This is a genomic window from Paenibacillus sp. S02 (assembly GCF_019454065.1).
GTDB classification, from domain to species: domain Bacteria; phylum Bacillota; class Bacilli; order Paenibacillales; family Paenibacillaceae; genus Paenibacillus; species Paenibacillus polymyxa_B.
The window spans coordinates 2,827,479-2,841,319 of record NZ_CP073682.1 but is presented as its reverse complement, the minus strand read 5'-3'; the positions used below and the strand labels follow the sequence as shown (position 1 = coordinate 2,841,319).

At 46.0% G+C, this 13,841-nt stretch carries 2 protein-coding genes; both read right to left on the bottom strand.

Features of this window, described 5'->3' with window-relative positions:
• Positions 1-5 precede the first annotated feature (5 nt).
• Entirely contained in the window at positions 6-4,631 is a 4,626-nt protein-coding gene (locus KAI36_RS12450) for a non-ribosomal peptide synthetase (protein WP_220027900.1), read from the bottom strand.
• Positions 4,632-4,654: 23 nt separating this feature from the next.
• On the bottom strand, positions 4,655-13,528 hold the full coding sequence (locus KAI36_RS12445; RefSeq protein ID WP_481856521.1) for an amino acid adenylation domain-containing protein: 8,874 nt from the start codon (positions 13,526-13,528) through the stop codon (positions 4,655-4,657).
• Positions 13,529-13,841 lie beyond the last annotated feature (313 nt).

Genomic DNA, 13,841 nt, shown 5'->3' with positions numbered 1-13,841 from the left:
ATCATTTATTTCAACAGATTTCCCAGCTTATCCGATAATCGGCTTGATATTTGTTCAAATTGCCCCATAGACAATTGATTATATGTAAAATCCGTAGGGCTGCGCTCCGCCTGATCTTTAGTGCAACAATGATGGATAAGATTCAATAGATGTTTTTTAAAGCCGATCGTTAATCGCTCTACCGTTGCTACACCATATTCAAGCCCGTTATATTCAAATTCAAACCGAAGGATTCCGTTCGTGATCATGCCGTTAATGTCAAATGTATTCGTCTTTTCCGCACGCGGGCTTCTCTCACCATTGGCTAAGTCTGCTAATCGGGAAATACGCCAAGGCATGTCTGTCTTGTTTTCTTCGTCGAATTGTCCCAAATAATTGAAGCTGATTTCCGGGAATGGTGCAGCGACTAGAGAAGCGGCTTTAGTCTGGTCCTTGGTCAAATAACGTAAAATACCATAACCGACGCCCTTATTAGGCACCCGCCGCAGCTTATCTTTAACCATTTTGATCTGATAGGCCAAGTTCTCGGGTCTGTTGACCTCGATTACAAAGGGATACAGGGAGGTAAACCAGCCGACTGTACGAGAGATGTCCAAATCTTTAATGATCTCCTCCCTGCCGTGCCCCTCCAGCAAAATCGGGATTTCGTTGTAACCGCTCCATTCATAAAAAGCCAGACCCAAGGCTGTAAGCAACAGATCATTCATTTCCGTATGATAGGCATGATGTACATGCTTCAACAGCTTTTCCGTCTCATCCCTGCTGAGTACCACCTCCGCTTGGCGTCGATCTTGCATCAGACTAACCGCGATTTCATGATCTCTTGGCAACCGACGTATCCTGCGTGAATCTACATTGTTCCAGTAGCTGATTTCTTGGCGTACCTGTACACTTTCGGCGTAAGTGGTCAGTCCTGAAGCCCACTCTTTGTAAGCATCAGTCTTGGCGGGCAGATTCGGCATCTCACCACGAGCTACCTGATCATAGGCGGTGCCCAAATCTTCCAGCAAAATTCTCCAAGACACACCGTCTACAATAAGATGGTGGATAACGATCATCAGATGATCTTCACCGGATAAATGGAATAAAGCCAAACGTATGAGAGGACCTCGTTGCAGATCCAAACTGCTTTGCAGCTCATCACCAATGTGTCGGATTTCTTCTTCAGGCTGGCTTGATTGTGTCAAATCATAGCTCGTTAATGTAAAGAACTCACCTTCGTTCACTCCCCTGTTATAGGCGGAGGCTCCCTTTTCCTCTTCCACAAAAATGAGCCGTAATGCATCGTGATGGGCTACCAGCTTGTCCATGGCGTTTTTCAGCCATAATTCATTCCATCCTTCATCATTTTGCAGCATGACCGCCTGATTATAATGATGACGATCTCTCCGATGATGCTGAAAAAAATCGAGTTGAATGGGTGTCAATTCTACCTCACCCTCTACAATCCCTTGGGGAATGATACGGGTAATTTTTTTTATAAACGGCGCTATCAGGTGAATTTCAGGGTAACGGAATAAGTCCTTTACTTCCATTTTCAGGCCTTTGGCATTTAAGCGTATTGCAATTTGCAATGCTTTAATCGAGTCCCCGCCAAGCTCGAAAAAGTTGTTGTGTAATCCAATTGGTTTAACACCGATCACTTCTTCCCAGATCAAAGCAATTGTTTTTTCCAATTCATCCTGTGGTGCCTCATATACGCTATCCAACGGTGCTATTTCATCTGGTTCGGGCAGATTGGATCGGTCTATTTTCCCGTTATGGGTCAATGGCAACTGTTCCAATACAATGATTTGGGCTGGAACCATGTAGACTGGTAACTGCTGAGCCAGTTTATCTCGCAGTATGTCTTTCTCAGCTGCACCTGCAACATAGGCACATAAATACTTTTGTCCCGCTGTGTCCAGTCGATCAACAACAACAGCCTGGCGCACTCCTTCCGTTTCGAGCAAAATAGATTCGATTTCTCCAGGCTCAATCCGGTATCCGCGAATTTTATATTGGTAGTCAGCTCGCCCGATAAAATCAATATTCCCATCTGGCTGCCAGCGCGCCAGATCTCCAGTACGATACAAGCGTCCACCAGGCGAGAACGGATCAGACACGAATTTCTCAGTTGAAAGCTCCGGTCTGTTCAGATATCCCCGCGCTACAGAAGCTCCACCAATACACAGCTCGCCCGTTACACCGACAGGGACCGGACGCATCCTTTCATCAACAATATATAACTTATGATTTGGTAGAGCTCTGCCGATAGGGACAATTCCGGACAGAGGCAATTTTTCCAGCTCGTCCTCATAAAAGCTAGATTCGATTGCGGCTTCGGTAACTCCATACGTATTAATAATCCGCATCTTGCTGCCAAAACGTGTCAACATCTTACGGTAATCTGCAACAGCCAAGCTATCTGCTCCAGTAGTAAGCAGCTTTAGGGAACTGATATTTGTACCATGCTCATAGATGTAATTCAATAGCAGAGCTAAAAGCACAGGCGGCGTCTCAAACGTAGTAATCTCCTGCTGCTCCAACAGTGTAGCCAAGGCAGCTGGATCATTTCTCACGTTTTCAGGACAAATGACCAAGGTACCTCCATTGACAAATGCCTTGGCCAAATCGCATGCAAACACATCAAACGACATGCTGGCAATTTGCAGTAGCTTAACAGGGAAATCTTTAAATCCTTGGCTGTGTCTGTAACCGAGTGCGGTGTTGACATATTGTTGATGTTCAACCATAACGCCTTTGGGCTTACCTGTGGTACCCGATGTATAAATGACATACGCCAAAGAGCTGGGCTCATATGTGGAGGTATACTGCTTGTTCGAATCCATCTCGGGCTGGAGTGGCAAGGTAGCGAGATCGACTACCTCGCCCATAAAATCCATTGTTTTCAGCCAGCCCGTCAGGTGAGATTGCGTAAGCACAATCGTCGTTCCACAGTCACGCAGCATATATTCAATACGCTCTTCTGGATACACGGGGTCTACTGGCACATAGGCAGCTCCGGCTTTCATAATTCCCAGCACCGCCACTATCATCTCAACAGACCTGTCAACCATGACAGCGACCAGACTCTCCCGTGTAATTCCACGCTTCTGCAAAAAATGGGCAAGAGCGTCTGCTCTATCATTGAGTTGTTTGTAAGTGAGCAGCGTATCTTCATATATGACGGCCGCTCGTTCCGGTGTACGCTCCGTCTGCGCTTCGAATATCCCGTGAAAAGTAAGTGAAGGAAACTGGACAACGGGTCCGCTCCATGTTTTCGTCAAATTTGCCTCTTCTTCGGTTGTTAACAGCCGAACGTCACGGAGGCAAACATCCGGATTACTGGCAATTTGGAGGAAGACATGCTTCAAGTGATTGGCCAGATGCTTCATCGCTTCACCGTTGTAAACCTTGCCGTTATAGGACAATATAAAACTCATTGCCGTCTTGTCTTCAACTTCAATATTAAAGTCATACGGTATTTCTTCGAATAACCGGGCGTCCTCAATAATGAACCCGAGTTTGTCTTGCCAGTCCTGTCTCCCGATCATGTTTTCCAGCGGATAGTTCTCGAATACAACGATATGATCAAGCAAGCGTTGCTTGAGTGCAGATTGCGACTGGATTTCAGCAAGTGAACAGTATCCGTTCATCCTTCCTTGGACAGAGGCTCTCTGGACATCGCGCAACAATTCAACAAAACTCTTTTCTTCATTTAATCTAATTCGTAATGGAATGGTGTTAATGAACAATCCAACAATTCGCTCTACTTCATCCAATTCCGACGGGCGCCCAGATACAACCGTGCCAAAAACTACGTCCTTGCTTCCGTTGTAACGACCAAGTACAATTCCCCAGGCGGCCAGAAAAAGACTGCTGAGCGTGGTCCCATTGCATTCAGCAATCGCACGCAAAGTGCTGGTCTCTTTTTCCGTCAGCGACGTTCTATATTCCTGTAGCAGATAGCCGTCTTTTTCAGAAGTTGTAGCTGGAGTTTTTAGCATCGGAAGTCCAGCTGTTTGTTCGTAGCCTTGTAATACAGAACTCCAGTAATTCTTGGCGGCCTCCTGATCCTGTTCTTCAAGCCAGTCGGCATACCCGGTGTAAGGTCGTGGTTCAGGCAATTGAACGGAACGGCCTGTATGATAGGCCTCATAGGCCGTTAACAACTCGTCCATTATGATGCCAAGACACCAGCCGTCCATAATAATATGATGAAAACTTAAAAGCAGCGTATAGGCATCTTTATCCGTTTGAAGTACAGCCATCCGGATGAGCATATCCCTGCTCAAATCGTAATGGGTGTTACGGTCCACATCCATAAATCTACGAATAGCGTCGGCTTGCTCCTTTCCGGTCAGTTCTGTCATATTTTCGTAAGTAATCGCCGTATTTCGCTTCTTAAAGACAATCAGCCGCGAACGAGAAGCGGATTTATGATAAATGTTCGAGCGCAGCGTTTCATGACGCTGAACCAGTAGCTGAAAGCTTTTTTGCAGGGCATTCCAATCCAGATCTCCTCGAATAGAAATACGTAATTGCTCGTAATAAGCCTGTGATTCTGGTTCCATCAGCGCATGAACGAGCATTCCTTCCTGTAAGGGAGTCAAGTTGACCACTTTTTCAATTTCAAGTCCTTTGATCATGGATATCCTCCTCGTACGAATCGTTATAGATTCTCATAAAACTGCTTCATGTCTTCAAACTCATCTAGATCCAAACCACGTGCTCCCACATCCGATGGTGTTAGTTGCCGTCCGGATTGGTCCAGACAATGCTGAATAATGCCCGACAAATGATGTTCAAAACGCAACAGAAGCATTCGGATAGTATCTGCTTCATACGCGTGACGGTTATAAAGCATGCAGATGGAAAGCTTACCGTCTTTTATCCACCCATCCAGATAGAGGGGATAGGCTAAACCTGAAACGCTACAATTCTGGTCGGACCATAATTCAACATCCATAGGCGATGTATGAAAGTGAGAGGAACTGACCGATTCAGAATGAATCAAGCGGAAGCCAATTTCCGGGTAATACTTAGCATTAAATTCCGATCTGCCGTAGGTTGCAGAACCATATTTTAGTAATCCATATCCTAAACCCTGGTTGGGTACTTGCCGGACCGTCTCCTTCACGTTTCTGAGCAAAAGAGAACTGTCTTCCCCAGGCTCCATGTCCAAAACAAGCGGATATATGGAACCGAATTGTCCTACGGTTCTTGAAAGGTCTGGTTTGTCCGAAGTCACAGTTTGTTGCTCCCGATCATAATGTTCAAATCCAATGGCAATCTTAGACTGTCCGGACCATTGCGCTATAGTCAGTCCCAATGCAGCAAGTAGTAACTCAGCGGTCACCGTATTATAGGTTTGGTTAGCCCGTGTCAACAGCTGGCTTGTTTTCTCGTCCGAAAGCTGTATGATGCAATTGTCTACTGGACGAAGTGTTTCGGAATGTGCAGGTGTCTCATGGTCCTTCGGTATAAATTCTCCATCGAAATTAACCTTATCCAGCCAGTAGAGTTTCTCTTTGGCCAGCTTTTTGCTGTCTGCATAGTCTTCTAGCCACCGCATCCAGGAGCGGTAAGAATCTGTTTTGTCAGGAAGCACTATCGGTTCCCCGTTGAGAGCTTGTTCATAGGCAGTTGTGAAATCCTCAAGCAGGATACGCCAAGATATGGGATCAGCCACTAGCGGATCTACAGAAAGGAAGAACTGGTCGGAACCCGACATCCGGAATAAGCCTGCGCGTACTCTGGGTCCCTCAAACATTCCATAACTATTTTGAATCTGGAAGCATTCGCTCTGTAATTGCTTGCTAGCTTCATGGTCATCATCTACAAGAGAGAACACATCAAGTGTGAACCATTCTTCATTTTCATCTCGGTATACAAGGGTAGACGGTTCGTCGATCGACGCCAGACCAAGCCGTAATCCCTCGTGATGAGTAGTTAATGTTTGCAGCACAGACCGTAACAGATCCTCATCGAAGTCCGGGTTGCCTGCAAATAGCATGGATGTTGCCGTCCGCAAGGTGTAAAATGTGCCCAGTTCATTCAACTGCCGCTGAATCGATGTTAATGGAATCTCTCCATCTATCGAATTCTGGTCTGTGTAGCGGAACAAAGTTGTCACAAGCTTGCTGAGATCCTCAATGAACGGGTGCTCCATCAAAAGAGAAATGTCAAGGGAATAACCATGCTGACGCAGACGTGAGGCAACCTGAACGGCCTTAATAGAATCGCCGCCAAGCAGAAAAAAATGATCTCGAACGCCTATAGGGTCACATCCCAAAACGTCTTGCCATACCACGACCAGCGCCCTTTCGACATCAGTTCTCGGAGCAACATAATCCGTTTGTAGAGAATCATGGCGGTCCGGCTCAGGCAAAGCTTTTCGGTCAGTTTTTCCATTAGCCGTAAGAGGAAGCTGCTGCATAGGCACCACATATGCTGGAATCATATAAAACGGCAGCTTCTGCTTGAGCGCATTCTGCACGTCCAGCGGACTTAATGGCTCAGAAGCCACAAAGTATGCACACAAATCCTTGTAGCCGTCTTTGTTCTCCCGCGCTACGACTACTGCTGATTGGATTCCGTCTACAGACAGCAACTGCGCTTCAATCTCGCCCAGTTCAATACGATATCCTCTCACTTTTACCTGTTGATCGATCCGACCCAGATACTCAATGTTGCCGTCAGGCATCCAACGCGCCAAATCTCCTGTGCGGTAAATCCGCTCATAGTCCTCCGCTCCGCTGTTAAACGGATTGGCATCGAACTTCTCCTTTGTCAGTTCCGGTCGATTAAGATAGCCACGGGCTACTCCTATACCACTGATACAAAGTTCTCCCACCACTCCAATCGGCTGCAATCGCTCCGTACCTTCCTGTACAACATACAAATGAATATTATCAATCGGTTTACCGATCGGGATCACCGAGTGCTCTTCCACAGGCTCGCATTCAAAGAATGAAACGTCTACAGTAGCTTCTGTTGGACCATACAAGTTAATTAGTTTTGCGCTTCCAAACCCTGACATAATTCGATAGAAACGCGCCACATGCTGAGGAGGCAATGCTTCACCACTGGCAAATACATGTTTTAACGTTTTCAATTTTGCTTGCACCATTTCCCTTGGTTGCTGCTCCAAGTATTCCAGAAAAATATGCAGCATCGCGGGTACAAAATGAAGGGTGCTCACCTTGTCTTCATTAATCGTGTTCAGTATCTGTTCGGGAGACTTTTCTCCACCGATTGGCAGCAAGCTTACTTTAGAGCCCACCATCGACCACCAGAACAACTCCCAAACGGATACGTCAAAAGTAAAGGCAGTTTTTTGCAAAATCGTATCTTCTGCGCTCAGACCATATCTATTGTGCATCCAGCAGAGCCGATTCACGACTGAGCGGTGTTCAACAATAACCCCTTTCGGTTTCCCTGTGGAACCGGATGTATAGATGATATAGGCCGCATGGTTTGGTTCTGCTAGAGGCTCAAGGTTGGAGGCATCTTCATGCCAGCTACTCATGCAGTCTGTCGTAGGCTCCGTCGACCTGGACGCTTGCAAAGCCATGATCGTGGAAGCATAATCCAACACCATTACCTTGCAGTCCGCATATTGCTTCAGCTGTTCTGCAAACTGTGGTTGTGTCAGCACCAGTTGTGTTCTCGAATCTTCAAGCATATATTGAATTCTTTCCTGTGGGTATCCCGGATCAATGGGTACATAAGCTCCACCTGCTTTTAGAATTGCATAGATGCCAATCATCATCTCAGGTGAACGCTGAGCGATAATCCCCACCGGCTGATCCGGTCCCACACCTTCTGCCCGCAGCGTTCGCGCTAAACGATTCGCCAGCTCATTCAACTCCTGGTAAGTCATACACTTATCTTCAAATATGATTGCCATGTCATCTGGAGTCCTGCTAACCTGCTGCTCAAACCTTCCGTGAATCGTTGCATCCCGCGGAAAATAGGCAGAGGTGTTGTTGAACTCATATAGTAGTAAGTGCTTATCTTCTTCTGTCAGCATATCCATGTCAGCCAAGCGAATTTCGACATCTTGAGTTACGATTTCCAACACTTTTATATAATGGAGGGCAAATCGCTCAATCGTCTCCAACTTAAACAGGCTGGTCGCATACTCCCAGGTGAAAGTTAACTGGTCTTGAGTTTCCGTTACATGTAATGAAAGATCGAACTTCGATACACCTGCATTAAACTCATTCGGCTGCAAACGAAGTCCGCCGAGTTCAATGACCTCTATTCCCTTATTTTGCAGACTGAACATCGTATCAAAGATGGGATTGCGGCTTACATCGCGTACTCGATCCAGTTTGTCGACCAGTTGGTCAAATGGATATTCCTGGTGCTCCAACGCAAGCAGAGTGTTATGTTTTACGTCTTCCAGAAAAGCACTGAATGGCTGGGATGCCAGCGGTCGATTACGGAGAACTAAAGTATTCACAAATATGCCGATCATCGCTTCCGTATCCGCATGCCCTCTACCCGCTGCCGGTGTACCTACGAGGAAGTCCTCTTGCCCGGAGTATTTGCTTAACAGCACATTATAAGCTGCCAAAAGCACCATAAAGAGCGTTGTTCCCGTATCTCTTGCCAATTGATTAAGTCTATCCGTCAGCTTGGATTGCACAATGAAGGTAAGGCTGCCCCCTGCGAAGCTCTGACTTGACGGACGAGCAAAGTCAGTTGGCAGGTCTAATACAGGGAGCTCGCCGTCCAACGTGTCTAACCAAAATGCTTCATCCTTTGCTTGGCTGTCTCCGGCATAATGTTGTTTTTGCCAAACGACATAGTCTTTGTAGTGAACGTCAATGGGGGCAAGTGGCATACCCTGATACCGCGTGCTGATTTCATCCATTAATACTGCCATCGAGAAGCCGTCTGAAATGATATGGTGCATATCGATCAGCAACATAAACTGGTCACGATGGATTGCGAATAGCTCAGCACGAATTAAAGGAGCCTTACTCAGGTCAAATGGCTGAATAAACAGTTCACGGGCGTGATTAGCATCCTCTTCGGAAATTGGAGTAACAGGAATGTCCAGTGAAAGCACATCCTGTACCTTCTGCACGGTTTCCCCGTCTACTATCTCAAAATACGTCCGAAAGGATTCATGCCGTGAAAAAACCTCCTTCACTGCATCAATGAACCTGGAAACGTGTAACTCTCCCTCTATATGCAGCTGACCCGATACATGATACGCTGCACCTCCACCCAGTTGATCCAGCACATACATTCTTTTTTGAGCGGGAGATACCGGATAAAAGGGCTGTAAATCTGCCGGAACAAGCGGCTCAAACTTTCGCTTTTGTCCTCCTTTTACATGTGCCGCCAGTTGTGCAATCGTTTGCAAATGTAAAATTTGTACCAGCGGAATATATACTTCGAATTCCTTGTTAATTCTGCTTAGAAGAACAGTCGCTTTTAAGGAGTCTCCACCCATTTGAAAAAAATTATCGTTGTATCCGATATCAGATACATTCAAAACTTCCTTACATATGGATATCAGTTTGTCCTCAGTCATATTACTGTCAGAAACCTGCTTCTGCGAGTCTTCTATCCTGATATCTTCTGGTTTCGGCAATAATTGAAAATCCGGCTTCCCATCAGCCAAAAGAGGGATGCTATCCATCAGAACCCAAAAGCGAGGTTGCCCATAATCAGGAAGTATTGAGCTAACACTCTCTTTCAGCTTCGCTATATCCCACGAATTAGAATTATTGTCCACTATATAAGCCACTAGATACGAAGAGTTACTGCTCTCGCCGTCTTTCCGTGCCGTCAAAACACAGGCATCCAAATCCAGTGCTCGCAAAAGATGGTTCTCTATCTGCTCAAGATTCACTTGATGACCGCGAATAAGAACATCTCGGTTGGCTGCACCGATATGTCGCATTCTCCCTCCAACCTCGATATAAGCCCATTCCAGCGTCGTTCCCAGTAAACCAGCGGATGTGGCCAAATATACTTGTCCGATGGTACCAGTAGGAGACGGATGTTTATATTTGTCCAGGACACAAGGATAATTCCCTTTAGAATCCGCGTATGTCGCCCACACTTCCAAAAGCCGCTCCCTTTCCGTACTTCGAAGCAAAGACAGCGCAGATATACGCATTCCGTCTTCCTGCACAACTGAGCTCAGCAGATGTAAAAAGTATTGCGCCCATACTTCCATAGTGTCTTGTTGAAAAAGACTCGCAGCATAGTCAAAATCAAGCCGCAAATGCTGACCAGATTCCGTAACATTCAAAAACAACTCATATTGAGAAAACAATAGTTCGTGCTCCAGCAATTCTGTTTCCAGTCCGTAATAGTCAAACTCCGGAATGGGGCGGTCCATATTGAATAACACCTTCAGAACGGGCAGATGGCTTAATCCTAACTGGGCAAGTCCGGCAAAGCTGTATTTCTGATAAGCATCCAGCGTATGCATTACTCGCTTGACCGTCTGTGTGAATTCCGTGAACGTTGCTCCAGAGTCTACCTCACAAATCACTGGGAGCAAGTTAACGCAGTTGCCAATTAGCGGGGACACACCCATATGAGATTGCCCTGCGGTTGGAATACCTACCATTATTTGATTTTGGCCTGTCAGTCTGTGCAAGAAAAGCTGAAAAACAGACAATAAAGTCACAAACAAGCTGTTGCCAAGCCGAATACTGACTGATTTCAGTTGCTTCACCAGAGGTGCATCCACCACAATGGTGTGCCGTGCTCCGCGCGAAGAAGGAGAGCTGATGTTGCGTTGGAGAGACGGCAAGTCAAGGGCGGGCAATGGTTTCGCAAGTACATCTGACCAAAAAGCAAGGGCAGCCGCTCCACCTGCCTCTAACTGGTTTTGCTGCCATGCTGCGAAATCTCGGAACGGAACAGGATCGGGAAGCGTGCAGTGTTCCCCCTGTACACAAGCGGAATAAAATCGTTCCAATTCATGGAAAAACACACCGATGGACCAGCCATCTGCAATCAGATGATGAAATGTAAATGCAGCGATGTGCTTCTCATTCGACGTTTTTAAAAGCTGGATACGGAATAAAGGTTCCCCCGCACTTATTGGGAATACGGTCTCCCTGTCCTTATCCATCCAAACACGGATATCATGTTTCTGTTCCTCTACAGAAATACTGCTGATATCATGTAGCGGAATGCTGACAGCCATTGCCGGGGCGATGATCTGCGTTTCTCCGTCCTCCCCCATAAAGGTGCGTAAGGCTTCGTGGCGTTTAACGATGCGATGGACAGCCTCATTAAATTCCTTAACATGTAGCGGACCCTCGAAACGCAGTAAAACAGTCTCATGAAGCGACTGCGATTCCTTTGAATCCGAGACTGAGGCGAGCCATAATTGCTTCTGATCCGGAGTCAGCTTAATCGTCGATTCCTTAAGGTCTGCAGTTGCAGTTTCAGGAAAAAAAGCCTTATTTAGATCGTTTTCATGAGGGTGCAGATCCGGCAGAAATCCTCCTTTGCGCAGCTCATTAACGCTCTCTTTAATTGCCTGTACAATCCGCTCTATATCTTCCAAAGTATGAGCCGTTGACAAAAAACAGTTCCGGCCTTCCCATATATAAATTCCTTTATCCAGCATGTGATAGAAGAATAGTTCCAAATCACCTTTAAGGACGAAGCGGAACAAGGAACCGAAATAAACGACCTTTATAGGTATCTGTTCCTCCGTAAAATAGTGATTCAGTTCTGCTACGAACGCCTTCGTACGACTATTTAGCTCGTTATGCAATTGCCCCCTGTCCTTCTCCAACTGCTCTAGTACGGCTAGGGAAGCTGCCATAGCCAGGGGATGATGGCAAAAAGTTCCCGCTACAAACGTCCGCTGTTGCTCATGCGGTGGATAAGAGTCATCTCCGAAGCTCCACATCCCTCCATCAATTCCATCCATGAACGATGCTTTCCCTGCCACGATACCGATGGGAAGACCGCCGCCAATGATTTTACCGTAAGTTACAAGGTCGGCTTCAATGCCGTACCACGCCTGCGCACCCCCTGGCTGAATACGGAAGCCCGTAATTACCTCATCAAAAATGAACGCGGTCCCGGATTGCTCCGTAATCTGGCGTACTTCCTTCAGAAAAGCTGCGGGCTGGAAATCAGGACGACGACTCTGCACTGGCTCTATGAGAACAGCAGCCAGTTCATGGGCATGGGAGCGGATATAATGGAGTGACTCGTCCGTTCCATAGCTGAGCACAACGACATCGTCCACCATGTGCTGTAGTACACCAGGTGCCAGGGGAGTGGAATGTTGTTCCCTGTCATCCGTTGTCCCCCCCAATGCCAATATTCCATCAAAGGTACCGTGATAGGAACCAGAAAAAATCACCACTTTATCGCGCCCGGTGGCAGCCCGTGCTAACCGAAGAGCGACCATAATCGCCTCTGTCCCCGAGTTATATAGCGCAATTCGTTCCATGCCTGTCATTTTGCAAATTTTTTCGGCAATCTGCCCGGCCATATTAGACATCGGTCCAAGGCACATCCCGTTATGTATTTCCTTCTCTATCGATTCACGGATAAAGGATGGGTTGTGACCAAACAAATTGACCCCAAACCCCATCGTCAAATCAATATATTCATTACCATCCAAATCCCAAATTTTAGAACCCTCTGCACGCTGGGATATAATCTGATACACCATTTCCTTGTGAGCAAGCCTAAATCCGGCCACATTCCGGTTATTGGCATATACAGACCTGTATTGCTGAGTATACTCTTTGGTCTTTCGTGTACGCATCGTGTAATGTTCAATCAGCTTTTGCAGATGCTTTTCCTGCCTAAGTGAAAGTGAATTATGGGCTTGTACATTTATTTTTTGAAAAGGAACAAATGCTTTCGATTTTTTTCTGTCTGGCAAAACAGCTGACACAGAAGCCTGTACGGGGGAAACAGAAGTAACTGTGGCAGCTACCTCCTTCATCGCGGATGTCTGAGGCTCGACAGCAGTTTGTAGTGAAAGCGATTCAGGCATTGCCACTGGTCCAGGCCGAGATTGACACAGTATTTCCATCTGCTGCGACATGAGTTGAAGTTGCATTTCTAAAACTCGTTCTCTCCCCGCAAATACATCCTTATTTGATAGCTTGCTTTCTTGTGGTGCGGGGCCTTCTATAGGGATAGTAGATTTTTGACTCCAACCCGACAAAACGGAAGGTACCGAAGAAGCTATACTAGACGACGCAGCCAGCTGATGCTCCTCCGAATTCTGGAACAATTCTTCAGAGGTCGAGGCTACCCTATCAGCAATATAGTTTGTCAGCAACTCCAGCGTAGTCAGTGATTCAAAAAACTCGTTCATCGGGATATCCAAGCCAAACGTACTTTTAATGCTGTGTCTAACCTGAGACAGAAGAATAGAGTCTAAACCCAGTTCTAAAAAATGTTTTTGCGGCTCTAATTCGTCTGGACTGAGTTGGGATACACTTTCGATTATTTTTGACAGTTTATTAGTAATCGTAGATTTTTGCGGATTGGAAGCAGATTCCGTCGAAAAATACTCATTCACCATCTTTTCAGACTCCTTTACTATGGGTTATTCAAGGAATTAATTTTATCCTTTCCAACTGTGACGCTAGCCTAAAAAGCACGATATAACCTAGCTAGGGGTACAAGATAAAGTTCTCATAGGAAGGTAAATATGAACGGTCCACTGTATAAGGAACCATCCTTATACTAATAAAATATAATTATCCATCTGGTAAAACGAGGATCTAATTTGTTTTATTAAACCATTAATGGCTAAATTCTTTTATTCAACTTATTATGCAGGATATAGTTTTTTTCCAGTATTGATTCTTAAAAACTCAAATCTTTTCTTT